The sequence below is a fragment of the Pseudomonas sp. GW821-FHT04D07 genome (genome assembly GCF_059420225.1).
Genome location: NZ_JBWKTH010000009.1, coordinates 108553 through 134669, shown reverse-complemented (window position 1 = coordinate 134669; position 26117 = coordinate 108553). Strand labels below are relative to the sequence as shown.

Below are 26117 nucleotides of genomic sequence, written 5' to 3'. Positions count from 1 at the left end.
CCCATAAAAAAGCCACCGTGAGGTGGCTTTTTTCTATAAAACAACAGGCCTTATCAGTAAGCCTTGCCCGTCTTGTAGAAGTGCTCAAAGCAGAAGTTGGTGGCTTCGATGTAGCCTTCAGCGCCACCGCAGTCGAAACGCTTGCCTTTGAACTTGTAGGCAATCACGCAACCGTCCTGGGCCTGTTTCATCAGGGCGTCGGTGATCTGGATCTCGCCACCCTTGCCTGGCTCGGTCTGTTCGATCAGGGCGAAGATGTCCGGGGTCAGGATGTAACGACCGATGATCGCCAGGTTCGACGGTGCATCTTCCGGCTTCGGCTTCTCGACCATGTTGCGTACGCGGTACAGGTCGTCGCCGATCAGGTCGCCGGCAATCACGCCGTACTTGTTGGTTTCCTGCGGATCGACTTCCTGGATCGCGACGATGGTGCAGCGATACTGCTTGTACAGCTTGACCATCTGGGTCAGGACGCCGTCGCCTTCGAGGTTGACGCACAGGTCGTCCGCCAGTACCACGGCGAAGGGTTCGTCACCGATCAATGGACGGCCGGTCAGGATCGCGTGACCCAGGCCTTTCATTTCGGTCTGACGGGTGTAGGAGAACGAGCACTCGTCCAGCAGTTTGCGGATACCGACCAGGTATTTTTCCTTGTCGGTGCCCTTGATCTGGTTTTCCAGCTCGTAGCTGATGTCGAAGTGGTCTTCCAGCGCGCGCTTGCCGCGACCGGTCACGATCGAGATCTCGGTCAAGCCGGCGTCCAGCGCTTCCTCGACGCCGTACTGGATCAGTGGCTTGTTCACCACCGGCAGCATTTCTTTGGGCATGGCTTTAGTCGCTGGGAGGAAGCGAGTACCGTAACCGGCTGCTGGGAACAAGCATTTCTTGATCATATAAGTCCTTGAAAGGGCGGTGTGTACAAGTTTCGGCGCAGTCTAATCAGGCAGCGGCCACCTTACAATGCCCGGCTGATAGCAGACTGACGCCAACATAGAGAAACCTGACGGCAGATAGTTCCGGGATTGTGTCAAATATTGCTACATCTGGCGCTCACCGAGCGGGTCAATCGTCGGTCTTTGTGCTTCGGCCATCAACTCTAGCGGCTATTGACGGTTTATGCCTTGATCTGAGCTATCATCAGCACCTTTCATCAGCCCATGAGACAGATCGATGTCGGCAGCAAAGAACGTGAACGGTTACCTGATCAATCAAGCAAAAGACGGCCAGTGGTGGCTGACCGGTGCCGATGGCGAACCGGTCGCCGGCCCCTTTCCGAGCGAAACACTGGCCATTGAAGTGGCCTCGGTCTTCGAAGATACCCCCGCCCCCGCCGCCCGGCGTCGTGGCAACAAGGACTGAATACCGGCATGAACAAATTCCTGGTATTGATTGCGCTGCTGGCCCTGGGCGGCTGCGCCACGGCGTCCAAGACCTACCTGAACAACGGCCAGCAGGGCCTGGCCATCGACTGTTCGGGCGAAGCCATGTCCTGGGCCAAGTGCTATGAGAAGGCCGATGCCTCCTGTGCCGGTACCGGCTACACCATCGTCGGCACCGATGGCACCCCCTCGCCCAAGGAAAGCGACAAGACCCTGGGCATCGATGTCGGCAATTTCAAAAGCCGCACAGTGACGGTGGTGTGTAAATAGCCAGGCGCCAGGTGCTTCAGCCTGAAATACAGTGCTCCGCCGCATCGAGCACGGCTCGCGAGCGCAACGGGAAATTCGACATGCTCTCGAAGACCTTGATGCTGCTGCCGCTGGAGCGCTCCTCGATAAACAGCACCGCCGACGGATGGGTGGAAAAACGGTCACGCACGATCACCTTGACCCCGTCCTTGTGATAAGGCTCGATCAATGAAGGCCCACGGTCCTTGGCCAGCCGCGAATCGAAGCACTGCGCATAGGCCATGGGCTTCTTGCCGGAGATCACGGCCATCGTCGGCGGTGACTGCTCGATATCCGATACATTCGCGCATCCGCTCATGACCAGAGCAACCAATGCCCACACACCCCACTTCATAAGCAAATCTCCGACAAAGACGGTAGGACAGCGTCCGGGCGATTTTTCTCCCGCGCCCAAGGATTTAATCCAAACTTTATGGCGACAAGGCTACGCAATCCGTCAGACTGGGAGGCGTAGCGGTCGAATAAATCGGCTACCGTGCTAAAAACACCCTGTTCCACATGCTATCTTTTTGATTTTGTAGAAAAAGCCTTCTGGAGACGCCCTTGAAATTCATCCACCAGCGCGAGCACCTCAACGAAGACGACATCGTCGTGATCGAATGCTCCCAGACGTGCAACATCCGCCTGATGAACGACGCCAACTTTCGCAGCTTCAAGAATGGCGGTCGTCACACTTACCACGGCGGCGCATTTGATACCTTTCCGGCGAAAATCACCATCCCGAGCACCGGTTTCTGGAACATTACCATTGATACCGTGGTGACCAAGCGCGCCATCAGCGTCACCCGCAAGCCGAACCTGACGCACTCGATTCGCATCATCCGTCGTTCCAGCTCGAAACTGCGCTGAATCGCCACCGCTGTCCATCTTCTCGTTACTGGAATCGCCGTGAACACCACACCCACCACCAAATACGTCATCAAATACAAGCTCAACGGTGAGCGTCGCTTCGAATTCGCCCAACTGGAAAACGGCAGCGACGAACAAGCCCTGGCCGCGCTGAAAGCCATTCATGGTGACAGTGACGCGGTCATCAGCGACGTGAAAGCCAGCAAGGCGCTGTAAGAACGCGCGACCGTCTGCCATGACCCTCGACCTGTTTGCCGACGCCGACCTGCAGCAACCCGAACGCTTCGAAGCCATCGGCGCACAGTCCTGCGTGCTGCGCGGCTTTGCCCTGCCCTGGGTCGAGCGTCTGCTGCCGGCCCTGGCCGAGGTGCTGGAACAGGCGCCGTTTCGGCAGATGGTCACCCCGGGCGGCTTTACCATGTCCGCCAGCTTGAGCAGTTGCGGCACATGGGGCTGGACCACCGACCGCGACGGCTACCGTTACACCCGCGTCGACCCGCAGAGCGGCCGGCCTTGGCCAGCAATGCCCGAGGTGTTCCGCCAACTGGCGCTGGAGGCGGCCCAGGCCGCGGGCTTTGCACACTTTTGTGCCGATGCCTGCCTGATCAATCGCTATTTGCCAGGGGCGAAGATGTCCCTGCACCAGGACCGCAACGAGCGCGACTTCAGCGCGCCCGTGGTCTCGGTCTCACTGGGCCTGCCGGCGATCTTCCTGTTTGGCGGCCATGAACGCAGCGACAAATCCCAACGCACCCCGCTGTTTCACGGCGATGTCGTGGTCTGGGGCGGCGTCGACCGACTGCGCTTTCATGGCGTCCTGCCGATCAAGGAAGGTCACCACCCACAGATGGGGGCCGAACGCCTCAACTTCACCTTGCGCAGCGCCGGTTAGCCGCCTGTGGCTTAGCGGTTGACGTCCACCACCACCCGGCCGCGCACCTGCCCGGCGAGCAATCGCGGTGCTAGTTCAAGCGCCTCGCTCAGACTGATTTCCTGGCTGATCAGCGCCAGCAGCCCACGGTCGAGATCTTTTGCCAGGCGCTCCCAGGCGAGGATTCGTTGCGCCTTGGGTTGCGTCACGCTGTTGATCCCGGCCAGGGTCACGCCGCGCAGAATGAAGGGGGCCACCGAGGCCGGAAAGTCCATGCCCTGGGCCAGGCCGCAAGCGGCCACCGTGCCGTTGGCGCGGATACCGGCGCAGACGTTGGCCAGGGTGTGACTGCCCACCGAATCGATAGCGGCCGCCCAACGCTCTTTCGCCAGTGGTTTGCCCGGCTGCGACAGGGTCTCGCGATCGATGATCTCGGCCGCGCCCAGCTGTTGCAGGTAGGCATGCTCGGCGGTACGTCCGGTCGAGGCCACCACCCGATAGCCCAGCCGCGCGAGCAAGGCCACGGCAAAACTGCCGACGCCGCCGTTGGCCCCGGTCACCAGCACATCGCCCTGATCCGGCGTCAGGCCATTGCGCTCCAGGGCCAGGATGCTGAGCATGGCGGTGAAACCCGCGGTGCCGATGGCCATGGTCTGCGCCGGGGTGAAGCCCGCTGGCATCGGGATCAACCAGTCACCGTTGAGCCGGGCTTTCTGCGCCAGGCCACCCCAATGCCCTTCGCCGACACCCCAGCCATTGAGCAGCACCCCATCGCCGACCCGATAATCGGCGTGACTGCTCTGCTCCACCGTTCCCACCAGATCAATACCCGGCACCATCGGAAACTGTCGCACCACCGGGCTTGCGCCGGTGATTGCCAAGCCATCCTTGAAATTCAAGGTGCTGTAGGCCACCCGCACCGTCACATTGCCTTCCGGCAACTGAGCCTCGCTGATGGACGCCAGGTTGGCCCGATAACCGTCCGCGTCCTTTTCGATCAAGATGCCACTGAACATGCTTGCCTCCAATTTAGACCGATCGCCTAGAAATAAACCCAAAAAATCAACCTGCCAGACTGCGTACAAATCCCTGCATGAAAATTTCCAACGGTGCATCGCTGCGCACCAGCCGGGCGCGCAATACCGCACCTTCCCAGCCGATCCAGAAAAAACTCGCCAAGGCCTCGCAATCCGCATCCGCCGCCAACTCGCCCGCGGCTTGCGCCGCTTGCAAACAGCGTGACAGACGCAACTCCCAACTGCGAAACACCGCCTCCAGCTGCTCGCGGTAACTGTCCGGCAACAGCGTCACTTCCTGCCCGAGATTGCCCACCAGGCAACCGCGACGAAATTCATGCCGGGCCATGCCGGCCTTGGCCTCGTCGACAAAACCGCGCAGGCGCTGCAACGGCGCCATGGACGCGTCCAGCAGCCAGCGGTCGAGCTTACGGGCAAAATACCCGGCGTAACTCTCAAGCACTGCCTGGCCAAACGCTTCCTTGCTGTCGAAGTAATGGTAGAACGAGCCCTTGGGCACCCCCACCCGCTTGAGCACGGTATCGATCCCCGTGGCCATGAAACCTTGCTCGGTGAGGATCTCGGTGCCGCAACGAATCAGCATCTCGCGGGTTTGCAGGTTCTCCCGGGGGATCTTCGGCGGACGGCCAGGCTTGCGCGGTGCAGGGGTTATCGAGGTCATGGAGACAATATAGACCGACTGACTACAAACTACATACGACCAAAGATAGAGTCCCGGCTCAATCGACGACGCCGATATACACCGCCACGCTGTCAGGCCCGGTATAGACTTCGAAATCCGTGGCAAAACGGCGCTGCCCGGGATGCTGCTCGAAGTAGGACCAGATCCGGCCCCAGGTGTCGATCACGGTTTGCGGCATGGCACCACGGCCCTCGAAGACCAGGTAGGGACCCGCCTGTACCAGCAGCGTCTTATAGCCCGGTGCGGGCGCGCTGACCGCCACCGCGGCCGTCACATCGAAATAGCCGCTGGCATCGGATTCGTAACCGGAATAGACGCCATACACCGGCGAGTCGGGCTGCCGGGTACTGATGCGCTCGGCCAATCCCTCGGCGAAAAAGCTGCCCCACAGCCCGCCGATCCTTGCCGTCCGAGGTTGCTGTTCATCCTGATTGCGGGTGCGGACCTGTGGGCCGGAGACCTGGAAAGCCGCCACTTCCATGCGTTTCACATCCATCTGAATTGTGCTCCTGAGCGGGTGTTTTGAAGTGCGACAACTTTAGGTGGATTCTGCGGCGCCGTCACCCGGGAGCACTTTTTGCGTATGCAAATAAGACGGCCGCTGGCCTTGCAGACCTTATTCCTGATACAAACCAGCCCTGTTCTCGTCGTTATCCTTTTATCTGCCCCGGAGAAAAGTCGTCATGAGCACCTGGCCTGATACCCGTATTCTTGACCTGTTCGGCATCGACCTCCCGATCATCCAGGGGCCGCTGGCCGGGGCGACCACGTCCGCCATGATGATCGGCGTGGCCCGGGCCGGCGGCCTCGCCTCCCTGCCGTGCGCCATGCTGACCCCGGAGCAGATTCGCCAGGAAGTGCAGGTGTTTCGCAGCGCGACCCAGGCGCCATTGAACGTCAACTTCTTCTGCCACCAACCGCCGGCTTCGGACCCCGAACGGGAAAAACGCTGGAAAGAGCGCCTGGCGCCCTACTACCGTGAACTGGGGGTGGACTTCAATGCGCCGACGCCGGTGTCCAGCCGTGCGCCCTTCGATGAAACCAGCTGCCAACTGGTGGAAGAGCTGCAGCCGGAGATCGTCAGTTTCCACTTCGGCCTGCCGCCCGAGGCCCTGCTCAAGCGGGTGAAGGCCACCGGCGCAACGATTATCGGCTGCGCCACCACCGTGGATGAAGCGCGCTGGCTGGAAGAACGCGGCTGCCACGCGATCATCGCCATGGGCAATGAAGCCGGCGGCCATCGCGGCATTTTCCTCAGCAACGACCTCAACACCCAGGTCGGCACCATTGCCCTGGTGCCGCAGATCGCCGATGCGGTGGATGCTCCGGTGATTGCCGCCGGCGGTATCGGCGACGGCCGTGGCATCGCGGCGGCCTTTATGCTCGGGGCCTCGGCGGTACAGCTAGGGACGGCCTATCTGTTCACCCCGGAGGCCAAGGTCTCGGCCTCGCATCACCAGGCGCTGCGCAGCGCGAAGGAAAGCGAGACGGCCCTGACCAACCTGTTCACCGGCCGGCCGGCGCGGGGCATCATGAACCGGGTGATGCGCGAACTGGGACCGATCAGCGATATGGCGCCGGCGTTTCCCCTGGCCGGCGGCGCGTTGCTGCCACTGCGGGCCAAGGGCGAGGCGGACTTCAGCAACCTGTGGTCGGGCCAGGCGTTGCGCCTGGGGGTGGAATTGCCGGCCGAGGCATTGACCCGGCAGTTGGCGGAACGGGCCCAGACGATCTTGAAAGGACGGTAACGAACAGCGCGGATCGGCCCTAATGTCGTTCAGCCAAGGAACCCTGAACGGCATTAGGGCATGCCCACTCGCCACAGGAATAGAATCGCTATATATTTATTTATATAGCGATTCATCCCTCTAAGCGCCGCGCACGTCTTATAACAAGCGGTGCATTTACCTGTCCCTTTCCTTTGAACGGAGCCGCTTCATGATCATTCGTGCCTCACGCTTTGCCCCGACTTGTCTGGCCGCCCTGCTCAGCGTAGTTGCTTTCAGCGCAGCCCAGGCCGCTGAAGTCCAGGTGGCTGTCGCGGCCAACTTCACCGCGCCGATCCAGGCCATCGCCGCTGACTTCGAGAAAGACACTGGCCACAAGCTGGTCGCGGCCTACGGCGCCACAGGCCAGTTCTACACCCAGATCAAGAACGGCGCACCGTTCGAAGTGTTCCTCGCCGCTGACGACAGCACCCCCGCCAAGCTGGAAAAAGAAGGCGATATCGTCGCCGGCTCGCGCTTCACCTACGCCACCGGCACCCTGGCCCTGTGGTCGGCCAAGGACGCTTACGTCGACGCCAAGGGCCAGGTGCTCAAGGACAACCAGTATCAGCACCTGTCCATCGCCGACCCGAAAGCCGCGCCTTACGGCCTGGCCGCCACCCAGGTCCTGGCCAAGCTGGGCCTGACCGACAAGGTCAAGGACAAGCTGGTCACCGGCCAGAACATCACCCAGGCCTACCAGTTCGTCTCCACCGGCAATGCCGAGCTGGGTTTTGTCGCCCTGTCGCAGATCTACAAGGACGGCAAGGTCACCAGCGGTTCGGCGTGGATCGTCCCGGCCGATATGCATGAGGCCATCAAGCAGGACGCGGTGATTCTGGCCAAGGGCAAGGACAACGCCGCCGCCAAGGCGCTGGTCGAGTACCTGAAAGGCCCGAAAGCCGCCGCCATCATCAAGTCCTATGGCTATCAGCTATAAATGCCGCTCTTGAGTGCCGACTTCACCGCCATCTGGCTGACCCTGAAACTGGCGTCCCTGGTCACGCTGATTCTGTTGCTGATCGGCACTCCGATTGCGCTCTGGCTGGCCCGTACCCGCTCCTGGCTGCGCGGACCGGTCGGCGCGCTGGTGGCGCTGCCGCTGGTGCTGCCGCCGACGGTGATCGGCTTCTACCTGCTGCTCGCCTTCGGTCCCCACGGCTTTATCGGCCAGTTCACCCAGTCCATCGGGCTGGGCACCCTCACCTTCAGCTTCACCGGGCTGGTGATCGGCTCGGTGATCTACTCGATGCCCTTTGTCGTGCAGCCGCTGCAAAACGCCTTCAGTGCCATTGGCACTCGCCCATTGGAAGTGGCGGCGACCTTGCGCGCCAATCCCTGGGACACTTTCTTCAGCGTGGTCCTGCCCCTGGCACGACCGGGCTTTATCAGCGCCGCGATTCTCGGCTTCGCCCATACCGTAGGCGAATTCGGCGTGGTCCTGATGATCGGCGGCAATATCCCGGAAAAGACCCGGGTGGTCTCGGTGCAGATCTACGACCACGTCGAGGCCATGGAATACCTCCAGGCCCATTGGCTGGCGGGCGCCATGCTGGTGTTTTCCTTTCTCGTGTTGCTGGCGCTGTACTCGAGCCGCAAGACCAAAATGGGCTGGAGTTGAACCATGACGTCTTCGATACAGGTCCGTCTGCGCCAGAGTTATCCGGACTTTTCCCTGGATCTCGACCTGCAACTGCCCGGCCGTGGCGTCACCGCCCTGTATGGACACTCGGGCTCGGGCAAGACCACCTGCCTGCGCTGTATCGCCGGTCTGGAAAAAGCCCCCGAGGCCTTTATCCAGATCAACGACCAGGTCTGGCAGGACAGCAGCCGCCAATTGTTCGTCCCGCCGCACAAGCGCGCTTTGGGGTATGTGTTCCAGGAAGCCAGCCTGTTCGCGCACCTATCGGTCCGCGCCAACCTGGAATTCGGCCTGCGCCGCATACCCCGCGCCCAACGCCGGGTCGACATGGCCCACGCCACCGGGTTGCTGGGGATCGGCCATTTGCTCGACCGCCAGCCACAGCACCTGTCCGGCGGCGAGCGCCAGCGCATCGGCATTGCCCGGGCGCTGCTCACCAGCCCGCAACTGCTGCTGATGGACGAACCGTTGGCGGCGCTCGACAGCCAGCGCAAGAACGAGATCCTGCCGTACCTCGAGCGCCTGCATGACGAACTGGATATCCCGCTGCTCTATGTCAGTCACTCCCAGGACGAAGTGGCGCGCCTGGCCGACCATATCGTCCTGCTCAGCGAAGGCAAGGCCCTGGCCAGCGGCCCCATCGGCGACACCCTGGCCCGGCTCGACCTGCCCCTGGCCCTGGGCGACGACGCCGGCGTGGTGATCGAGGGCACGGTCAGCGCCTACGACCCCCAATATCAGTTGCTGACCCTGCAATTGCCCGACAGCCTGCTGAACGTACGGGTGGCCCACGCACCGCTGGCCCCGGGCAAGCGTCTGCGCATCAAGATTCAGGCCCGCGACGTCAGCCTCAGCCGGCAACCAGGCGAACACAGCAGCATCCTCAATCTGTTGCCGGTGACCATCACCGGGGAAGCCCCCGCCGACAACAGCGCCCACGTGCTGGTCCGGCTGGAGGCTGCGGGCACGCCGTTGCTGGCGCGGATCACCCGCTACTCGCGCGACCAGCTCAAGCTGGCGCCGGGACAGGCCCTCTGGGCGCAGATCAAATCAGTGGCGGTGCTCGCCTGACGGCAACCGACTTCCCGCAAGGGAGCCGGTGCGTTCTACACTGCTGCTCAGTCCCCCAGCGACGGAAGACCCGATGACGGCCAAACCAGCAGCGACGCTTCTCGACACCCTTGAAGGCCAGCGCCTGGCGGGCGAGGATGCCGCCCGCTGGCGCGAATGGGGACCGTACCTGAGCGAACGGCAATGGGGCACGGTACGCGAGGACTACAGCGCCGACGGCGATGCCTGGGCCTATTTCCCCCACGATCACGCCCGCAGCCGCGCCTATCGCTGGGGCGAGGATGGCCTGGCGGGGTTCTCCGACAGGTCCCAGCACTGGTGCCTCGGGCTGGCCCTCTGGAACGAGCGCGACCCGATTCTCAAGGAGCGCCTGTTCGGCCTGAACAACGCCGAAGGCAATCACGGTGAAGACGTCAAGGAGCTGTACTTCTACCTCGACGGCGTGCCCAGCCACGCATACATGCGCATGCTCTACAAATACCCGCAGGCGGCCTTCCCCTACAACGACCTGGTCACGGAAAATGCCCGGCGCGGCCTGGGCGATGCCGAGTACGAGATCCTCGATACCGGGGTGTTCGAGGACAATCGCTATTTCGATATCACGGTGGAGTACGCCAAGCAGGGGCCGAACGACATCGTCATGCGGGTCAGCGTGCACAACCGCTTTCACCTACCCGCGCGCCTGCGGGTGCTGCCGCATCTCTGGGCGCGCAATGACTGGAGCTGGAGCCTCCATGCCCGGCGGCCGAGCCTGACCCTGGAAGGCGACCGGGTCATCGCCCAGCACGCCGGCTGTGACCCGATGCAAGCCAGTGCCTGGGGCGATGGCGGCTTCGAATGGCTGTTCTGCGAAAACGAAACCAACACCCGGCGACTGAACGGTTCGCAAGCCGGCGGCCCGTTCAAGGATGGCATCAACGACCATGTGGTCGACGGCGCCGAGAGCATTCGCCGGGATGCCGGGACACGGGTGGCGGCGCACTTTTCCCTGACACTGCAAGGGGATGAAACCCGCACGGTCTACCTGCGCTTCGCCGCGCCCGACAGCGAAAAAATCAATGCCCGTCAGCTGTTCGCCAAGCGCCGCCAGGAAGCCGATGACTTTTATGCCGCCCTGCAACATGACCTGGCCGACGCCGACGCGCGCAATGTCCAGCGCCAGGCCCTGGCCGGCCTGCTGTGGTCCAAGCAGCTCTATTACTTCGACGTGAACCAGTGGCTCGACGGCGACCCGACACAACCGCAACCGCCGGCCGAACGCCTGCATATCCGCAACAAACACTGGCGGCATCTGTCGAACTTCGACATTGTCTCCATGCCGGACAAATGGGAATACCCCTGGTACGCCTCCTGGGACCTGGGTTTCCAGGCGGTGGCCTTCGCCCTGATCGATCCGGGCTTCGCCAAGCAGCAGTTGCTGCTCCTGGTCAAAGACCGCTTCATGCACCCCAACGGCCAGTTGCCCGCCTACGAGTGGCGTTTCGACGACGCCAACCCGCCAGTGCATGCCTGGGCGTCGTGGCGGGTCTACCAGCGGGAAAAGGAACTGATGGGGACCGGCGACCTGGATTTCCTCGAACGGATCTTCCACAAGCTGCTGCTGAACTTCTCCTGGTGGGTCAACCGCAAGGACGCCGAGGGCCGCAACCTGTTCCAGGGCGGCTTCCTGGGGCTGGACAATATTGCCTTGTTCAACCGCTCCGACGACCTGCCGCCCGGCGACACCCTGGATCAGGCCGACGGCACCGCCTGGGTCGCCGCCTATGCCCTGGACATGATGCGCATGGCCCTGGAACTGGCCAAGCGCAATCCGGTGTATGTCGATATCGCGGTGAAATTCTTCGAGCACTTTCTCTATATCGCCGGGGCGATCAACCGGGTCGATGACAGCGCCGAAGGCCTGTGGGACAGCCAGGACGAATTCTTCTACGACGTGCTGCAACATCCCGATGGGCGCAGCGAACCGGTGCGCCTGCGCTCCATCGTCGGGCTGATGCCACTGTTCGCCGTGCTGGTGCTGGAGCAGCGCGAACACGAAGGCCTGCCCGGCCTGCGTGAGCGGCTGCTGGGCTTCCTGCACCACCGGCCGGATCTCGCGGCCCTGGTCTCGCGCTGGAACGAACCCGGCGACGGCAATCGCCTGCTGCTGGCCCTGCTGCGCGGCGAACGGACCAAGAACCTGCTCAAGCGCATGCTCGATGAGGCCGAGTTTCTCTCCGACTTCGGCGTCCGCTCGCTGTCCAAGGCATTTGCCGAACAGCCATTGGCCCTGCAGCTCGACGGCAAGCTCCTCAGCGCCCGCTATCAGCCGGCGGAGTCCGACTCGCGCCTGTACGGTGGCAACTCCAACTGGCGCGGGCCGTTGTGGATGCCGATCAACTACCTGCTGATCGAATCGCTGCGCGAATTCCACCGTTACTACGATGATCACTTTTCCGTGGAGTACCCCAGCGGTTCCGGCTACCTGTCGTCACTCGGCGAAGTCGCCGACGGCCTGGGCCGGCGCCTGACCTCGCTGTTCCTGCTGGACGAGGACGGCCGGCGGCCGACCATGGCGGCCTATGCACAGTTGCAGGCCGACCCGGCGAGTCGCGACCTGGTGCTGTTTCATGAGTATTTCCACGGCGACAGCGGACGCGGCCTCGGCGCCTCCCATCAGACCGGTTGGAGCGCGCTGGTGGCCTTGTTGCTGCAACCGCGAAAATGATCCGCTGCCAGGCTGAAAACATCAGCCTGGTTAAACGTCCCCATGAATATGCACCCAAACAGCTCGGTACATATTCATTTCATGGCAACAAAACAACTTCAGAACTCAATGCCCGAAACTCATTTCCATCACGTCAGCTTATATTCAGGTTACTCCAACAAAACGCCACATTGGATGTTGACTTCAAGCACTTCGTTGAGTAAATTTCCCCTGCCTGCTGCTCAGGCCTTTTTTTAACTCACAAAAGAACCCAATGGACACAGTATCTAGACGCTGTCCGGTTCCCGCGTATGCGGCTCACCGGACGCTTAACCCAGAAAATGACGGGACTCGACGCACAGGTCGGGTGAGCTGCGCCAGGGCTTGATGCTCTTTCCGTAACTCGCCTCTGCCGGCGCCAGTCCGGTCGCGAGGTGTGTTATGACTTTCAAATCCTCTGTAATGCCCGGCGTTCGCGCCTTTGCTTCGAACATGCGCGTCAAACTGTCCCGCGAACCGGTGAAATCGGCGCGCGGCCATGCCCTGTTCGCCGCCCCCGCCTCCTCCAAGGCTTGCGCACGCGCCTCCATCGGCTGGCGTATCTGCCCGGCCACCGGTCAGCTGCAGCAACGCTGGAATTTCGATGACAGCCAGGACCCGCAGAGTCTTGGGCTTGCGCAGCTGTTCCAGCGCGCCGGCCTGACCCTGAACCTGTATGTCGAGGCCCGCGCCGCTTAATCGCCTGGCGCTGACACTGACAACTACCGCAACAGCATTTCCAACTTGGAAGTGCACGGCATTGTCATATCCTTAATTATTAAAACTTGAGCACTTCATTATGGACGAAGCCAGTAGACGGTTCGCTGTCCGTTACTCTTTCGTGGACGGGCAGCGAACGTTAAAACCTTATAAACCCTCTTATTCGAATCCATCGCCCCGGCGTGACTCGGCCTGTATTCGTTCGCCTGTTGAATAGGTGAGTCGTCTATATGCCCGGTCACGCAGAGGTGACAGAGGCATCGCTATGAACGCAGTCAAAGACCCTATCCGGCCAACCGCAAACCGCGCCAAGGAAGACAGCAAGCTGTCGATGCGCGCCGCTCGTGAAGCCCAACACACCCTCGCCACCACCTTCAGCAACGTCAACGCCAGCCGTGATGGCCTGACCGAACTGGATGCCGCCGGCCGCCTGCAACGCGAAGGCTTCAACGAAGTCGCCCACGACAAGCCGCCACACGCGCTTGTCCAGTTCCTCCAGGCGCTGAACAACCCCTTCATCTACGTACTGCTGATCCTCGCCGGCATCAGCTTCTTCACCGATTTCTGGCTGGCCGAGCGTGCTGGCGAAGAAGGTGACCTGACCAAGGTCATCATCATTATGACCATGGTGACCCTGAGCAGTACCCTGCGCTTCTGGCAGGAACACCGTTCGGCCAAGTCCGCCGAAGCCCTCAAGGCCATGGTCCGCACCACCGCCACCGTGCTGCGTCGCGAACAACTGGGCAACAAGCCGGTACTGCGCGAAGTGCCGATGCGCGACCTGGTGGCCGGCGATATCGTGCACCTGTCGGCCGGTGACATGATTCCGGCGGATATCCGCCTGATCGAGTCCCGTGACCTGTTTATCAGCCAGGCGGTGCTCACTGGCGAAGCCTTGCCGGTGGAAAAGTACGACACCCTCGGCGATGTCGCGGCAAAGTCCGCCTCCACCAACACCGATCAGAGCAATCTGCTGGACCTGCAGAACATCTGCTTCATGGGCACCAACGTGGTCAGCGGCACCGCCAAAGCCGTGGTGGTCGCCACCGGTGCGCGCACCTACTTCGGCTCGCTGGCCAAGGCAATTGTCGGCTCGCGGGTGCAGACCGCCTTTGACCGCGGGGTGAACAGCGTCAGTTGGCTACTGATCCGCTTCATGCTGGTGATGGTGCCGATCGTGTTCCTGCTCAACGGCTTCTCCAAAGGCGACTGGAGCGATGCCCTGCTCTTCGCCTTGGCGGTCGCGGTGGGCCTGACCCCGGAAATGCTGCCGATGATCGTCAGCGCCAACCTCGCCAAGGGCGCCATGGCCATGGCCCGACGCAAGGTGGTGGTCAAACGCCTGAACGCCATCCAGAACTTCGGTTCCATGGACGTGCTGTGCACCGACAAGACGGGCACCCTGACCCAGGACAAGATCATCCTCGAGCACCACGTCGACGCCGTCGGTCAACGCGACGAAGCAGTGCTGGGGCTGGCCTGGCTCAACAGCTATCACCAGAGCGGCATGAAGAACCTGATGGACCAGGCGGTCCTGCAGTTCTCCCGGGAGAATCCCAACTTCCAGGAACCGCTCGCCTACAGCAAGGTTGATGAACTGCCCTTCGACTTTGTCCGTCGGCGCCTGTCGATCATCGTCAAGGACAGCCGCAACGATCACCTGTTGGTGTGCAAGGGCGCGGTCGAGGAAATGCTCGCCATCTCCAGCCACGTCATGGAAGGCAATAACGTCGTGGCCCTGGACGAGCAGCGCCGCAAGACCCTGCTGGCCCTGGCCAACGATTACAACAAGGACGGTTTCCGCGTCCTGCTGCTGGCGACCCGCGACATTCTCCAACCGCAAACCAAGGCGCAATACAAGACCGCCGATGAGCGTGAGCTGGTCATCCGTGGCTTCCTGACCTTCCTCGACCCACCGAAGGAAACCGCCGGGCCGGCGATTGCCGCCTTGCGCGATATCGGTGTCACGGTCAAGGTGCTGACCGGCGACAACGCCGTGGTCACCTGCAAGATCTGCCGCGAAGTCGGTCTGGAGCCGGGCCTGCCGCTGCTCGGCCAGGACATCGAACACATGGACGAGGCGACCCTCAAGCTGCGGGTCGAGGAACGCACGGTCTTCGCCAAACTGACCCCACTGCAGAAGTCCCGGGTGCTCAAGGCCCTGCAAGCCAACGGCCACACCGTCGGTTTCCTCGGCGACGGCATCAACGATGCACCGGCCCTGCGCGATGCCGATGTCGGCATCTCGGTGGACAGCGGCACGGACATCGCCAAGGAATCGGCCGATATCATCCTGCTGGAAAAGAGCCTGATGGTGCTGGAAGAAGGTGTGCTCAAGGGCCGCGAAACCTTCGGCAATATCATGAAGTACCTGAACATGACCGCCAGTTCCAACTTCGGCAACGTGTTCTCGGTGTTGGTGGCCAGTGCGTTCATCCCGTTCCTGCCGATGCTGTCGATCCACCTGCTGCTGCAGAACCTGATCTACGACATCTCCCAGCTGGCCCTGCCGTGGGACAAGATGGACAAGGAATTCCTGCGCAAGCCGCGCAAGTGGGATGCGAAGAACATCGGCCGCTTCATGCTGTGGATCGGGCCGACCTCGTCGATCTTCGACATGACCACCTTTGCCCTGATGTGGTACGTGTTCGCCGCCAACAGCGTGGAAGCCCAGGCACTGTTCCAGTCCGGCTGGTTTATCGAAGGCCTGCTGTCGCAGACGCTGGTGGTGCATATGCTGCGGACCCAGAAAATCCCGTTCTTCCAGAGCACCGCCTCGTTGCCGATCATCGTCATGACCTGCCTCGCGGTGTCCATCGGTATCTACCTGCCGTTCTCGCAACTGGGCACGCTGGTGGGCCTGGTGCCGTTGCCGATGGCCTATTTCCCATGGCTGGTGGGCACCCTGCTGGCCTACTGCGTGGTGGCCCAGGGCATGAAGACGTTCTATATCCGCCGCTTCAAGCAGTGGTTCTAACGCGACGCCAAGGATGACACCGAACCTGTAGGAGCCAGCTTGCTGGCGATAGCATCCGCAAGGTCGATGCAAGACTCCCCGGCCTCATCGCCAGCAAGCTGGCTCCTACAGGGTTCGTGGCGTTCACACCATTGTATTTCCGGAAAGTAAAAAACCAGTACGTGGAGAATCCTCATGTCTGGAACCGCTCTGTTGATCCACCTCGCCGGCGCCATAACCCTGTTGCTGTGGGGCACCCATATGATTTCAACCGCCCTGCTACGCGGCTTTGGCACCCAGCTGCGCAATGGCCTGGGCCGCAATCTGGATAAACGCTGGAAGGCCCTGCTCTGCGGCATCGGCATCACCAGCGTGCTGCAAAGCAGCACCGCGGTCAGCCTGATGGCCACCTCCTTCACCGCCGCCGGCACCCTCAGCCTCGCTCCGGCGCTGGCGGTGATGCTCGGGGCCAATATCGGCTCGACCCTGGTCGTGCAACTGCTCAGCTTCGACACCTCGATCGCCATCCCCCTGGTGTTGCTGGCGGGCTTCGTGGTGTTTCGCCTGCGCGACGATTCGCGCTATGAAAGCGTCGGCTGTGCCCTGATCGGCCTGGGCCTGATGCTGCTCGCCCTGAGCCTGCTCAGCGCCGCCCTCGGGCAGATGGAAAGCACGCCACTGTTCCATGTGCTCATGCAAGGCCTGGACGGCGACCTGTTGATCGCCCTGCTGGTGGCGGTAGTGCTGACCTGGATGTGCCATTCCAGCGTCGCGCTGATCCTGTTGATCGCCTCCCTGGCCGGTACCGGGCTGATGTCGCCGGTCACCACCCTGGCCCTGGTGCTCGGGGTCAATATCGGCGGCGCCCTGCCCTCGGTGATGAATGCCACGACCCCGGTCGCCCGACGCCTGCCCCTGGGCAACCTGCTGGTGCGACTGTTCGGCGCGCTGCTGGTGCTGCCGTTCGCCTCGCTGCTCGGCAAAAGCCTGGCCGACACCGCCGTCGCTCCCGCCCATCTGGTGGTCTACCTGCATATCGCCTTCAACCTGCTCCTGGGCCTGGGCTTTATCGGCCTGGTGGACTGGCTCGCCAACGGCCTGACCCGGCTGCTGCCAACACCGGAGCAGGCCGCCGACCCGGGCATGCCGCAGTACCTCGACGAGGCCGGCCTGGAAGTGGCCAATATCGGCCTGTCGAACGCCGTGCGCGAAGCCCTGCGGATCGCCGACATGCTCGCGGTGATGCTCGACCGGGTGCTGCAACTGTTCCAGAAACCCGGCGAAGTGTCGGCCGAAGATATCCGTCAGCTCGACCAGTCCCTGGACCTGCTCAGCGCGGCGATCCGCGCTTATCTGGCGGATATCGGCCAGGACGGCCTGAGCGACGAGGATGCCGACCGCGCCCAGGAAATCCTCATGTTCGTGATCAACCTGGAACATGCCGGCGACATTCTTTCCAGCAACCTCGCCCAGTTGGCGGCACGTCGGCGCCGCCGTGGCGAACGCTTCTCGGCGTTCGAGTTGGCGCACATCTATCCGCTGCACGAGGAACTGCGCGAAAGCCTCAGCCTGGCGGTCACGGTGTTCCTGCGCGAAGACATCGTCACCGCCCACCGCCTGGTCGAGCGCAAGGAAGTGATTCGCCGCCTGGAAGCCAGTGCCAGCCGCGAGCACTTTCGCAAACTCAGTGCTGACAAGAGCACCTGGGCCGAATCGGGAGATATTTTCCAGCGGGTGCTGCGCGATTACCGGCGCGTGCACCACCACATCGCGGCGCTGGCCTATCCGGTTCTCGAACGCTCGGGAGAACGCGCCCTGGAAGCCCGGCCCCTGGGCGCGAACGAGCCGGCGCCAGGGCCCGGGCACGGCCTTGAACTCCACCACGAGCACTTGACCGACAAGGACAACTACCCATGCGCGTCCTGATCTGCGCCGGGCGCTACGACCTCAATGCCGCCATGTGCCGGAAGATCCTGGAGGCCTATCACCGGACCCACAAGATGGGCGTGCTGATCCACGGCGGCAACCAGTTCCTGGGCAGCGAAATCGAGGATTGGGCCCGGGAAAACGCGGTGCATCTGGTGCGCTATCCGTCCAATTGGCAGCTCTACGGCAAGCAGGCCGAACGTCGGCGCAACGGTGCGCTTCTAGAAAACCGGCCGCGAACCTGGCGCTTGCCAGCCAGGTTCATCCGCGTTACTGCCCAGGGACCTCATCCAGCTGCAGCACCTGGCGCGCGCTCAACAAATCGCCGATTGCCACGGCCATCACCCGGTAGTGCGCGGTGTTGCGGTGGTGTTCGATGGCAGCTTGATCGATCCAGCGCTCGACGAAGACGAAACGCTCGGGGTCGGCCTGATCGACATGCAGGATATATTCACGGCAGCCGGGCTCGGCGCGGGAAGGTACTACGCACGCCCTGAGATGGGGCTCCAGCTCCGCGGCCTTGCCCGGTTTGGCATGAAGGATGGCCACAACACGAATTTCATGGTTCATGGAATTTCCTGGAATCAAGGGAGATGAGGTCGTGTGCGATCATGAGCCCTTGCCCCGGCGCCTTCAAGTCAAAGGAGCGCATTCGCCACGGGCGCGGCGTTGATCGGGTCCGGGTTTTCAGCGGCAGACCAACGGCACCGCCCGGCTTTGCGCCGGGCCGTGTGCCTCAGGGTTTGAGCGGCAGTTCTTCATCCAGCTCCGACAGGCTCTTGCCGTCGTCGGGGTGTTTCCAGGTTTGCGGTGGCACCTGCTCATCGGTTTCGTCGCTCGGGCTCTCACTGGGCGGTTCTTGATCCTCATCCGGGATCGGCACCTGGCGCCAGGGCATGGCCTGGACGCGCGAATACGCAAATGCCGTGAACGGGGAAGCAGGTTGAGTGTCCATACGCACCTCGCGTCAGCAGCCCGGACCACCCGGGCTGTCAATTTCAGTGTAGGCAATGCAGGCACAGGTTGCTGTATGGCCGGCCGCCAAAAAACATCTGAAAAGCCCGTGTTAGCATAGCGTTTTGCCCTGAGGCAAGGGCTGATCATGGAGAACAGAGATGGTTGAAGGTCAGCGATTCGCGGCGTTTCTATTCGATATGGACGGGACGTTGCTCAACTCCATCGCCGCCGCCGAGCGCGTCTGGGCCCGGTGGGCAGAGCGCCACGGCCTCGATGTGGAAACTTTCCTGCCGACCATTCACGGTGTCCGCAGTATCGAGACCGTGCGCCGCCAGAACCTGCCGGGCGTCGATCCCGAGCGTGAAGCCGCGGCGATCACCCAGGCCGAAATCGACGACGTCGAAGGTGTGATCGCCATCGAGGGCGCGAAAGCCTTTCTCGCCAGCCTGCCAGCGGAGCGCTGGGCGATTGTCACCTCGGCGCCACGGGCCCTGGCCGAACGCCGGATGGCCGCGGCCGGCCTGGACTTTCCAGCGTTGGTAATCACCGCCGAGGATATCGCCCACGGCAAGCCGGCGCCCGATTGCTACCTGCTGGCGGCGCGGCGCTTGGGCGTTCGCCCACAAGACTGCCTGGTATTTGAAGATGCCCCGGCGGGCATTAGCGCCGGCGAAGCGGCTGAGGCCCGGGTGGTGGTGATCAGTGCCACCCACGCCCACCCGATGGAAACCCCGCACCGGGTGCTGGCCGATTACCGCCAGGTCGCCATCGATATCAACGATCAGGGCCTGGCGCTGGTCCAGGCCTGAGCGAATCCGTCAGGCGTACTGTACGCCCAGCGAAGCCAGGGCCTTCCAGTAATCCGGGTAGGTCTTGGCCACGCAATCGGGGTCCTGGATACGGATACCCGCCACTTTCAGACCGGCCAGGGCAAAGCACATGGCAATGCGATGGTCGGAGTGGGTGTCGATCAGGGCATCGCAGGTGGTGCCAGCCAGGGCCGGATCGGCAGCCACCAGCAGGTCGTCACCTTCCACGCTCGCCAGGCCCGGACGAATGCCGTTGAGGCCATCGAACAGCGCCTGGACCCGATCGCATTCCTTGACCCGCAGGTTCGCCAGCTCGACGAAACGCACCGGGGTTGTATTGAACGCCGCCAGCACCGCCAGGGTCGGGATGGCGTCCTGCATCTGCGAACCGTTGATCAGCGCCGGCATATGCGGGAACTGCTGGATCACTTCCAGCGCCTTGGCGTCCGGCTGGGTGAAGTCTTCGCCGGCCACGCCCAGGTCGATATGGCCGTCGGTCAGGGCTTGCGCCGCCCACAGGTAAGTGGCCGCCGAAGCATCCGGCTCGATCCGGTAGTCACAGGCATGGTAGCCAGTGGCCGCGACGCGCCAGAGGGTCTCGTCGAGCACTTCGACCTGGGCACCGAAGGCCTGCATGCAGGCGATGGTCAGGTCGACGTAACCGCGGGCACCGATGTCCTTGCCGGTCAGCGCCACCTCGATCGGCGCCTCGCCGCAGGCCGCCAGCATCAGCAATGCCGATACGTACTGGCTGGACAGGCCGCCGTCGATCTCGAAACGCTTGGCCTGCACGCCACCACGCCCATTCACGATCACGGGTGGGCAACCGGTCTCGCTGGCGACATCCAGGCCACCGCGTTGCAGGGCTTCGAGCAGCGGGCCGATCGGACGCTTGCGCATATAGTGGTCGCCGTCCAGCACCACGCGGCCGTTCACCGTGGTCACCGCCGCGGTCAGGAAGCGCACCGCGGTCCCGGCATTGCCGAGGAACAGCGGTTGCTCCGGCACTTGCAGCTTGCCATTGCCGGTGACCACGAAGGTGGTTTCGTCCGGCTCGTCGATCTGCACGCCCATCTGCCGCAGGGCGGTGGACATGTGGCGGGTGTCATCGCTTTTCAGCGCGCCGGACAGGCGGCTGGTGCCCTTGGCCAGGGCGGCGAGCAACAAGGCCCGATTAGTGATCGACTTCGAACCGGGCGGCGTCACCTTTCCGTTCAGGGGCGCGTTCGGCGGGATCACGGTGAGGGTTTGCTGCACAGCCATTCATCAACTCTCCAGGCTCTAAAGATAAGCGCACAAGCCAGTGCGCCTCGACAGTCCGCCATGATGCCATTAATGCGCCCGCTGGATCATCCGTTTCCGTCGTCGGCGGCAATGGCTTTCAGGTAGTTGTAAACCGTCGCCCGGGAAATCTCGAAGTATTCAGCGAAATAATCGACGAAATTGCGGATATCCAGCAGCCCGCAGGCCTTGGCCTCGATCAGCGCCAGGCGGACTTCCCCACGGCCGAAATCGCTGCGGCGCACAGATTGGCGGACCGAGATCGCCTCGACGATATCGTTGAGTTTTTCCCGCCAGTCGGCGTTGAACAACGCCTGCGGGCGTGGTTGTGGTTTGAGGCCGGCGGCAAAGCCGCCGAGCAACTTCTGCACCTGGGACAGGGCCGTGACATCGAAATTCAGGCACAGCAGGGCCACGATCTCACCGCTGTCGGCGCGCGCGGCGATGCTGATGGAGCGCAACTGGCGGTTGTTGGCCCCGTTTTTTTCGTAGGGGCCGATGACGTCCGCGCCCTGCTCCAGTTCAGCGAGGTCGTCGAGCAGCGAGGGATCGCCGACCTTGCGCCGGGAGAAGCCATTGGCGATATGAGTGATCCGTGCGCTGCGAACATCGTGGACCACCGCTTCGAGGTCGGGAAACAGCAACGCCGCGAAGCCTTCGGCGGCGGCGTTCATAAAGGCGATATCGACCATAGGGGAGCCGGGCCATTGAAAATAAGTGGAAATTGTACGCAATGCCCCCTGTAGGAGCGAGCTTGCTCGCGATGGTCGTTAACGATAACGCGTGTTTATCAGGTACACGCGGCGCTCTTGAGCCCATCGTGAGCAATCGAGCGTCGACCGGTTGCGCCTACAACGGCGCCTAGCGCTCGGCGTTGCGCAGCGACTCGATCGCCAGGCTGGCAATGGCGATGTCATGGGCCGCCAATCCCGTCAGGTCGGCCACGGTCACGTCCTCGTCGCTGAAGCGTCCCGGGACCTTGCCCGCCAGCACCTGCCCCAGTGAAACATCGACCCCGGACTCAACCAGCCCCGCCGCCAGGGCATGGGCCAACTCGCCCCGCTCGGCGCATTGATGACGATCATCGGTCATGATCACCCGGGCCCGGGCCAGAATCGCCGGGTCCAGTTCCTGCTTGCCAAGGCTGTCGGCCCCCAGCGCGACGATATGGGTGCCGGGCCGCACCGCCGAAGCCGGGACCAGCGCTGCCGTCGAAGGCGTGCAGGTGATCACCACGTTACAACACTCGAACAGTTGCTCCACGCTCGGCAGCGCCTGGGCGATCAAGCCCTGATGGCTGAGACTGGCCGCCAGCCGCGCGGCTTTCTCCGGGCTTCGGCCCCAGATAAACACCCGGTCGATGCCGAGCATCTCGGCGCCCCAGCGCGCCTGGTGTTCGGCCTGATGCCCCGTACCGACAATGCCCAGCGCCGAAATTTTCGACGGCGCGCCGGCCTTGGCCGCCAACGCCCCGGCCGCGGCGGTCCGCCAACTGGTCAACCAGCCCTCATCATTAAGCACAGCCAACGTCGCCCCGGTCCGTGCATCGAAAACCAACATCAGGCCGTTGTTGGTCTCAAGCCCCTTGGCGGCGTTCTCATAGAAGCCCATCGCCACCTTGACCACCAACATCTGGCCACCGCGAAAATGGCCGAACTTGATATGACAATCCCCCGGCGGATCCTGGAACAGCAACTCACCGCCACCGGGCGCGACGACTTCACCCTCGGCATGACGGATAAAAGCCTCACGCACCACTCGCAACATATCCTTGCGCAGCAGCACGTCGCGCAACTCGCCCAAGCCGTAGACCGGCAGCGCTATCGGGCTCATGGGCGACGACCGCGCAGGTAGTCGGCAAACACCTCCAGCCCCTCCTCCATATGCGCCCGGCCATAGCCGATGCGGAAGCGATCCTGGGGCACCGGCCCCAGTGCCGATTCATAGATGCTCGACGGTAATAACAGCACGCCAGTGCGTTCCACCAGGTCGGTGGTGAAACGCTCGACCCCTTCGGCACCCAGGTAACGCGGGTAGGCAATACAACCGCCATCGGGGCGATACCACTCGAACAGCCCTTCGAACTCACGGAAAAACCCGTCCAGCAGCGTGAGGTTGTGGCGCATCAGTTGGTGAATCCGCGCCAGGATCGGCTCGCGGGCCTTGAGCGCGATCCGCGCCAGCACTTCACTGGGGCCCGCATTACAGATCGACAGGTAGTGCTTCATGCGTTCCATGCGCGACAGCAACTCACGGTCCTGGCAGGCAATCCAGCCGATCCGCAACCCCGGCAAGCCATAGGGCTTGGACATCACCGCCAGCGACAGGCCGCGTTCGTAGACATCGGCCACCGCCGGCAACTGCCCGCCCTCACCCAAGCCCAGCAAGCGATAGGCCTCGTCGCTGAACAGGTAGATACCGTGCCGGCGACACAGGTTGACCAGTGCGTCAAAACGCTCGCGTTCGAGGATCTTGCCAGTGGGGTTATGGGGGAAATTGATCGAGATCAGCCGGGTGTTGGGGCGAATCGCCGCCGCCAGCGCATCGATATCCAGCGTCCAGCCCTGCTCCGGGTCCAGGGCCACGCCCGTCACCTCGCAGAGACTCAAGGGGATGGTTTCCGAAGACTGGTAGTTGGGCGTCACCACAATGGCATGGTCGCCTTTGTCCAGCAGCGCATGCATGGCCACGTAGAGCCCTTCCTCGGCTCCGGCGAAGCAGAGCAGGTTGGCCGGGGTCTGGCGCTCGTAGGTCGAGGCGATCACGTCCAGCAGCTCGGGCGCGCCGAATGTCTGGGTGTAGCCCAGGGACAGCGTCTCGAAGGCTTCGCGGTCCGGCGCGTCGGCCAGCGCCAGCAGGTCCTTGATGGTCAGGCTTTGCGCATCGGACGCGGTCATATGGTAGCGCGCGGAGAATTCCCACTTGGAAAAGTAGGTCTCCAGTCGAAAATCCGGAAGTGTGGCCATGCGTTGTTCCCCAGGTCGATTCAAGTCACGGCCCTCGTGTCAGGGACAACAGGCCTTGGACTGAGAATACGCAGAATTATACAAACTGTCTATTTTTTACATTTGATGCAAAATAAACATTCCGGAGCACTCAGGCCATCACACTCTTATGCTCGGACCCGTTCAATCTGAGGGGCAAAATCACCAAGGGAATGCCATCCAGGTGCAGCCGGCGTTGCAATAACAGCGGCGTCTGGTTGTGCAACCACTCGCTGAAGCCCCAACTGTCCTGCAGGATCAGCTTATTGCTGAAGCACACGCAGCCGGGGTAGTGCCGGGTCGCTTCGCCCAGCAGCTTCTGCAGTTCGGCGACCGGGTCGGTGCCGTAGCCGATCCGCCGCGTGGCGCTGATACCGGCCTGGGCACAGAAGGCCTCCAACTGATCCATGGATTCGTCGAGCCGGGTCTTGCGCCGTTGCACACCGTCAATCCGCCCCCACACGTGGCCCTCCACCTTGACGATACCGACAAACACCACGTTGGCGAAACGATTCGGGAACAGGCGTTGCACCCAGAGCAAGGTATGGATCGCCGCGCCCCAATGTTCGGTGGCCAGGATCACTGCCGTCGGTGCATCCGGCGAGGGCTCGATGCGGGTGACCGTTGCCAGCACCTGCGCCGGCAGGGTGAATTCGCTATCCATCTGCGTCCGCAGGGTTTCCACCTTGGCGTAGTGATGCCGAACCAGGGCGCAACCGCCGATCACCAGCAGGGTCAGGCAAAGGGTCGCCCAGCCGCCTTCGAAGAATTTTTCCGTCAGGGTCACCAGCAGAATGCCCGAGGCCACGCAAAAGCCGGTGACCGCCACCAGCATCCGCCCGAGCCAAGGCCCTTCGCGGCGATGCTGCCACCAGTGCCGGCACAACCCGGCCTTGGCCAGGGCCAGGCTGAGGAACACATTGATGCTGTAGAGCACCACCAACAACCCGAGGGATCCCCGGGACAACAACAGGATAAACAGCGCGCAGGCCCCGACGAAAACCACCCCGTTCTGCTTGACCAGGCGGTTGGACAAGTTGCAGAAACGGTGAGGCAGCCAGGAATCGGCAGCCATGCGACCGAGCAGCGAGGGGGCGAAGATCAGGATCGAATTGGCCGCCACGAACACAATCGCGCCTTCCAGCGCCAGGGTCAGCAGGAGCAGTGCGTGGCTGACGCCCGGGGCGACTCCGAGTTGCTCGATAACGGACTTGAACACCACCGCGTTCAGGGTCTGCCCATAGGTCGGTTGCGCGCCCCAGAGGCTGTACAAAAGAATCATGCCGCCGGCCATGAACGCCAGGGAAAAACCGACCGAGAGCAAAGCGATACGCCCGGTCTTGATCCGGGGTTCGGCCAGCAGGTTGACGTTGTTGGCAATCGCCTCGGACCCCGCGTAAGTACTGCCGCCCAGGGAATAGGCGCGCAGGAACAGGGCCACCAGCAGCGGCCAGCCGATATCCCCGGACAATGCCACGGTGTCAGCGGAGCTGCGGACCAGCGTACCCGTCAGGTCACCGGCTTTCGAGGCAACGCCATAGACGATCAGCCCCACGTGCACCAACACAAACCCCAGCGTCAGGGGCAGCAACAAGCGGATCGAGTCGGCGATACCGCGCAGGTTCAATAGGATCAGCAGCAGCACCAGACCGATTTCCACCACCAGCTTGTGGCTCTGGAAATCCACGGGCAGCAGGCTGAACAACGCATCGGTGCCGCTGGCCAGGCAAACCGCAACGGTCAGCACATAGTCGACCAGCAAAGCGCAACCGGCCACCAAGCCAAGCCTGGGGCCCAGCAGTTTCGAGACGATCTTGTAGTTGCCGCCGCCCGAAGGAAACAGTTCGACGACCTGACGGTAGGCCAGCGACAGGACCCAAACGGTCAGCAGCGTCGCCAGGGCCAGGAACACCCCCAACTCAGGATGGGCTCCCAGCGCCAGATAGGCCCTCTCCGGGCCATAACTGACCGAAGCCAGGCCGCTGGCGCCAAGGCCCGCCCAGGCCAGCAGACCGACCAGCAGCGTATGGGCCCGTGTATCGGGGGCCAGTGGATCACGCGCGGGCCCGATAACCCCCTGTGCCAGCCGTTCCAGTTTGAGCATGACCGCCACCTTGAATGCTTTGTTTATAGCCTTGATGTCAGTTAGGACC

At 62.7% G+C, this 26117-nt stretch carries 26 protein-coding genes and 1 pseudogene; 15 read left to right on the top strand and 12 right to left on the bottom strand.

The window, feature by feature from the left end; translation table 11 throughout:
- Positions 1-53: 53 nt before the first annotated feature.
- Positions 54-893 (bottom strand): UTP--glucose-1-phosphate uridylyltransferase GalU, encoded by an 840-nt coding sequence (gene galU / locus AC07T0_RS13955; RefSeq protein ID WP_100943795.1) that lies wholly within the window; start codon positions 891-893, stop codon positions 54-56.
- A 277-nt stretch (positions 894-1170) separates the two neighbouring features.
- On the opposite strand from galU, the gene AC07T0_RS13950 reads away from it, so the two are divergent.
- Together AC07T0_RS13950 and AC07T0_RS13945 are read left to right on the top strand one after the other, a co-directional pair.
- On the top strand, positions 1171-1359 hold the full coding sequence (locus AC07T0_RS13950; protein WP_495001728.1) for a hypothetical protein: 189 nt from the start codon (positions 1171-1173) through the stop codon (positions 1357-1359).
- An 8-nt stretch (positions 1360-1367) separates the two neighbouring features.
- Positions 1368-1649, top strand: coding sequence for a hypothetical protein (locus tag AC07T0_RS13945; RefSeq protein WP_495001727.1), 282 nt, complete (start codon positions 1368-1370; stop codon positions 1647-1649).
- Between the two features lie 16 nt (positions 1650-1665).
- Here the strand turns inward: AC07T0_RS13945 and AC07T0_RS13940 are convergent, their stop codons facing one another.
- On the bottom strand, positions 1666-2022 hold the full coding sequence (locus AC07T0_RS13940) for a hypothetical protein (RefSeq protein WP_495001726.1): 357 nt from the start codon (positions 2020-2022) through the stop codon (positions 1666-1668).
- Positions 2023-2231: 209 nt separating this feature from the next.
- Between AC07T0_RS13940 and AC07T0_RS13935 the strand changes: the two genes are divergently transcribed.
- From AC07T0_RS13935 to alkB, 3 genes are read left to right on the top strand one after another with little or no spacing between them, the layout of a single operon-like run.
- Positions 2232-2537 carry a DUF1883 domain-containing protein gene (locus AC07T0_RS13935; protein WP_100943791.1) on the top strand — a complete coding sequence of 102 codons (306 nt, stop codon included), beginning with the start codon at positions 2232-2234 and terminating at the stop codon, positions 2535-2537.
- Between the two features lie 39 nt (positions 2538-2576).
- Positions 2577-2753 carry a hypothetical protein gene (locus AC07T0_RS13930; RefSeq protein ID WP_495001725.1) on the top strand — a complete coding sequence of 59 codons (177 nt, stop codon included), beginning with the start codon at positions 2577-2579 and terminating at the stop codon, positions 2751-2753.
- 19 nt (positions 2754-2772) lie between these two features.
- On the top strand, positions 2773-3429 hold the full coding sequence (alkB, locus tag AC07T0_RS13925; protein ID WP_495001724.1) for a DNA oxidative demethylase AlkB: 657 nt from the start codon (positions 2773-2775) through the stop codon (positions 3427-3429).
- Between the two features lie 11 nt (positions 3430-3440).
- On the opposite strand, the gene acuI is transcribed toward alkB, so the two are convergent.
- The 3 genes from acuI to AC07T0_RS13910 are packed head-to-tail and all read right to left on the bottom strand — an operon-like array spanning position 3441 to position 5623.
- Positions 3441-4424, bottom strand: a complete 984-nt coding sequence (gene acuI, locus AC07T0_RS13920) for an acrylyl-CoA reductase (NADPH) (RefSeq protein WP_495001723.1) — start codon at positions 4422-4424, stop codon at positions 3441-3443.
- A gap of 46 nt (positions 4425-4470) precedes the next feature.
- The gene (acuR, locus tag AC07T0_RS13915) at positions 4471-5106 is read right to left on the bottom strand and encodes an acrylate utilization transcriptional regulator AcuR (protein WP_495001722.1); all 636 of its coding nucleotides are present in this window, start codon (positions 5104-5106) and stop codon (positions 4471-4473) included.
- Between the two features lie 58 nt (positions 5107-5164).
- Complete coding sequence (locus AC07T0_RS13910) at positions 5165-5623, bottom strand: GyrI-like domain-containing protein (RefSeq protein WP_495001721.1); 459 nt, start codon at positions 5621-5623, stop codon at positions 5165-5167.
- Positions 5624-5810: 187 nt separating this feature from the next.
- Here AC07T0_RS13910 and AC07T0_RS13905 point away from each other — a divergent pair, with 187 nt between their 5' ends.
- From AC07T0_RS13905 to AC07T0_RS13865, 9 genes and pseudogenes are all read left to right on the top strand, one after another.
- Positions 5811-6875, top strand: a complete 1065-nt coding sequence (locus tag AC07T0_RS13905) for an NAD(P)H-dependent flavin oxidoreductase (RefSeq protein ID WP_495001720.1) — start codon at positions 5811-5813, stop codon at positions 6873-6875.
- Between the two features lie 190 nt (positions 6876-7065).
- Positions 7066-7833, top strand: coding sequence for a molybdate ABC transporter substrate-binding protein (gene modA / locus AC07T0_RS13900; RefSeq protein ID WP_495001719.1), 768 nt, complete (start codon positions 7066-7068; stop codon positions 7831-7833).
- Positions 7834-8514, top strand: coding sequence for a molybdate ABC transporter permease subunit (gene modB / locus AC07T0_RS13895; protein ID WP_495001718.1), 681 nt, complete (start codon positions 7834-7836; stop codon positions 8512-8514).
- Between the two features lie 3 nt (positions 8515-8517).
- Positions 8518-9606, top strand: coding sequence for a molybdenum ABC transporter ATP-binding protein (modC, locus tag AC07T0_RS13890; protein WP_495001717.1), 1089 nt, complete (start codon positions 8518-8520; stop codon positions 9604-9606).
- A gap of 73 nt (positions 9607-9679) precedes the next feature.
- Positions 9680-12313, top strand: a complete 2634-nt coding sequence (locus AC07T0_RS13885) for an MGH1-like glycoside hydrolase domain-containing protein (protein WP_495001716.1) — start codon at positions 9680-9682, stop codon at positions 12311-12313.
- Positions 12314-12733: 420 nt separating this feature from the next.
- Positions 12734-13030, top strand: coding sequence for a hypothetical protein (locus AC07T0_RS13880; protein WP_495001715.1), 297 nt, complete (start codon positions 12734-12736; stop codon positions 13028-13030).
- Between the two features lie 286 nt (positions 13031-13316).
- Positions 13317-16028: a magnesium-translocating P-type ATPase gene (gene mgtA / locus AC07T0_RS13875; RefSeq protein WP_495001714.1), complete on the top strand. Its 2712-nt coding sequence runs from the start codon at positions 13317-13319 to the stop codon at positions 16026-16028.
- 174 nt (positions 16029-16202) lie between these two features.
- Complete coding sequence (locus AC07T0_RS13870; RefSeq protein WP_495001713.1) at positions 16203-17933, top strand: Na/Pi cotransporter family protein; 1731 nt, start codon at positions 16203-16205, stop codon at positions 17931-17933.
- Positions 17921-18169 (top strand): annotated as a pseudogene (locus AC07T0_RS13865) (DUF2493 domain-containing protein); the annotation flags it as partial. The gene AC07T0_RS13870 and the pseudogene AC07T0_RS13865, both read left to right, overlap by 13 nt.
- 34 nt (positions 18170-18203) lie before the next feature.
- On the opposite strand, the gene AC07T0_RS13860 reads toward AC07T0_RS13865, so the two are convergent.
- Both AC07T0_RS13860 and AC07T0_RS13855 read right to left on the bottom strand, forming a co-directional pair.
- Complete coding sequence (locus AC07T0_RS13860; protein ID WP_495001712.1) at positions 18204-18503, bottom strand: putative quinol monooxygenase; 300 nt, start codon at positions 18501-18503, stop codon at positions 18204-18206.
- 166 nt (positions 18504-18669) lie between these two features.
- Entirely contained in the window at positions 18670-18888 is a 219-nt protein-coding gene (locus AC07T0_RS13855) for a hypothetical protein (protein ID WP_495001711.1), read from the bottom strand.
- Between the two features lie 160 nt (positions 18889-19048).
- On the opposite strand from AC07T0_RS13855, the gene AC07T0_RS13850 reads away from it, so the two are divergent.
- Positions 19049-19699 carry an HAD family hydrolase gene (locus tag AC07T0_RS13850; protein WP_495001710.1) on the top strand — a complete coding sequence of 217 codons (651 nt, stop codon included), beginning with the start codon at positions 19049-19051 and terminating at the stop codon, positions 19697-19699.
- 9 nt (positions 19700-19708) lie between these two features.
- On the opposite strand, the gene AC07T0_RS13845 is transcribed toward AC07T0_RS13850, so the two are convergent.
- From AC07T0_RS13845 to AC07T0_RS13825, 5 genes are all read right to left on the bottom strand, one after another.
- Positions 19709-20962, bottom strand: coding sequence for a 3-phosphoshikimate 1-carboxyvinyltransferase (locus tag AC07T0_RS13845; RefSeq protein WP_495001709.1), 1254 nt, complete (start codon positions 20960-20962; stop codon positions 19709-19711).
- 86 nt (positions 20963-21048) lie between these two features.
- On the bottom strand, positions 21049-21672 hold the full coding sequence (locus tag AC07T0_RS13840) for a helix-turn-helix transcriptional regulator (protein ID WP_495001708.1): 624 nt from the start codon (positions 21670-21672) through the stop codon (positions 21049-21051).
- A gap of 169 nt (positions 21673-21841) precedes the next feature.
- Positions 21842-22813 carry a Rossmann-fold NAD(P)-binding domain-containing protein gene (locus tag AC07T0_RS13835; protein WP_495001707.1) on the bottom strand — a complete coding sequence of 324 codons (972 nt, stop codon included), beginning with the start codon at positions 22811-22813 and terminating at the stop codon, positions 21842-21844.
- Positions 22810-23946 (bottom strand): aminotransferase class I/II-fold pyridoxal phosphate-dependent enzyme, encoded by a 1137-nt coding sequence (locus AC07T0_RS13830; protein ID WP_495001706.1) that lies wholly within the window; start codon positions 23944-23946, stop codon positions 22810-22812. Before AC07T0_RS13830 ends, AC07T0_RS13835 begins: the two co-directional genes overlap by 4 nt.
- A 130-nt stretch (positions 23947-24076) precedes the next feature.
- A complete protein-coding gene (locus tag AC07T0_RS13825) occupies positions 24077-26068 on the bottom strand; it encodes an APC family permease (protein ID WP_495001705.1) in 1992 nt (663 codons plus the stop codon).
- Positions 26069-26117 lie beyond the last annotated feature (49 nt).

Excerpts from the sequence above, each read along its gene's own strand:
- galU (WP_100943795.1), bottom strand. The coding sequence starts at position 893 with ATGATCAAGAAATGCTTGTTCCCAGCAGCCGGTTACGGTACTCGCTTC.
- AC07T0_RS13950 (WP_495001728.1), top strand. The coding sequence starts at position 1,171 with ATGTCGGCAGCAAAGAACGTGAACGGTTACCTGATCAATCAAGCAAAA.
- AC07T0_RS13945 (WP_495001727.1), top strand. The coding sequence starts at position 1,368 with ATGAACAAATTCCTGGTATTGATTGCGCTGCTGGCCCTGGGCGGCTGC.
- AC07T0_RS13940 (WP_495001726.1), bottom strand. The coding sequence starts at position 2,022 with ATGAAGTGGGGTGTGTGGGCATTGGTTGCTCTGGTCATGAGCGGATGC.
- alkB (WP_495001724.1), top strand. The coding sequence starts at position 2,773 with ATGACCCTCGACCTGTTTGCCGACGCCGACCTGCAGCAACCCGAACGC.
- acuI (WP_495001723.1), bottom strand. The coding sequence starts at position 4,424 with ATGTTCAGTGGCATCTTGATCGAAAAGGACGCGGACGGTTATCGGGCC.
- acuR (WP_495001722.1), bottom strand. The coding sequence starts at position 5,106 with ATGACCTCGATAACCCCTGCACCGCGCAAGCCTGGCCGTCCGCCGAAG.
- AC07T0_RS13910 (WP_495001721.1), bottom strand. The coding sequence starts at position 5,623 with ATGGATGTGAAACGCATGGAAGTGGCGGCTTTCCAGGTCTCCGGCCCA.
- AC07T0_RS13905 (WP_495001720.1), top strand. The coding sequence starts at position 5,811 with ATGAGCACCTGGCCTGATACCCGTATTCTTGACCTGTTCGGCATCGAC.
- modA (WP_495001719.1), top strand. The coding sequence starts at position 7,066 with ATGATCATTCGTGCCTCACGCTTTGCCCCGACTTGTCTGGCCGCCCTG.
- modB (WP_495001718.1), top strand. The coding sequence starts at position 7,834 with ATGCCGCTCTTGAGTGCCGACTTCACCGCCATCTGGCTGACCCTGAAA.
- modC (WP_495001717.1), top strand. The coding sequence starts at position 8,518 with ATGACGTCTTCGATACAGGTCCGTCTGCGCCAGAGTTATCCGGACTTT.
- AC07T0_RS13885 (WP_495001716.1), top strand. The coding sequence starts at position 9,680 with ATGACGGCCAAACCAGCAGCGACGCTTCTCGACACCCTTGAAGGCCAG.
- AC07T0_RS13880 (WP_495001715.1), top strand. The coding sequence starts at position 12,734 with ATGACTTTCAAATCCTCTGTAATGCCCGGCGTTCGCGCCTTTGCTTCG.
- mgtA (WP_495001714.1), top strand. The coding sequence starts at position 13,317 with ATGAACGCAGTCAAAGACCCTATCCGGCCAACCGCAAACCGCGCCAAG.
- AC07T0_RS13870 (WP_495001713.1), top strand. The coding sequence starts at position 16,203 with ATGTCTGGAACCGCTCTGTTGATCCACCTCGCCGGCGCCATAACCCTG.
- AC07T0_RS13860 (WP_495001712.1), bottom strand. The coding sequence starts at position 18,503 with ATGAACCATGAAATTCGTGTTGTGGCCATCCTTCATGCCAAACCGGGC.
- AC07T0_RS13855 (WP_495001711.1), bottom strand. The coding sequence starts at position 18,888 with ATGGACACTCAACCTGCTTCCCCGTTCACGGCATTTGCGTATTCGCGC.
- AC07T0_RS13850 (WP_495001710.1), top strand. The coding sequence starts at position 19,049 with ATGGTTGAAGGTCAGCGATTCGCGGCGTTTCTATTCGATATGGACGGG.
- AC07T0_RS13845 (WP_495001709.1), bottom strand. The coding sequence starts at position 20,962 with ATGGCTGTGCAGCAAACCCTCACCGTGATCCCGCCGAACGCGCCCCTG.
- AC07T0_RS13840 (WP_495001708.1), bottom strand. The coding sequence starts at position 21,672 with ATGGTCGATATCGCCTTTATGAACGCCGCCGCCGAAGGCTTCGCGGCG.
- AC07T0_RS13835 (WP_495001707.1), bottom strand. The coding sequence starts at position 22,813 with ATGAGCCCGATAGCGCTGCCGGTCTACGGCTTGGGCGAGTTGCGCGAC.
- AC07T0_RS13830 (WP_495001706.1), bottom strand. The coding sequence starts at position 23,946 with ATGGCCACACTTCCGGATTTTCGACTGGAGACCTACTTTTCCAAGTGG.
- AC07T0_RS13825 (WP_495001705.1), bottom strand. The coding sequence starts at position 26,068 with ATGCTCAAACTGGAACGGCTGGCACAGGGGGTTATCGGGCCCGCGCGT.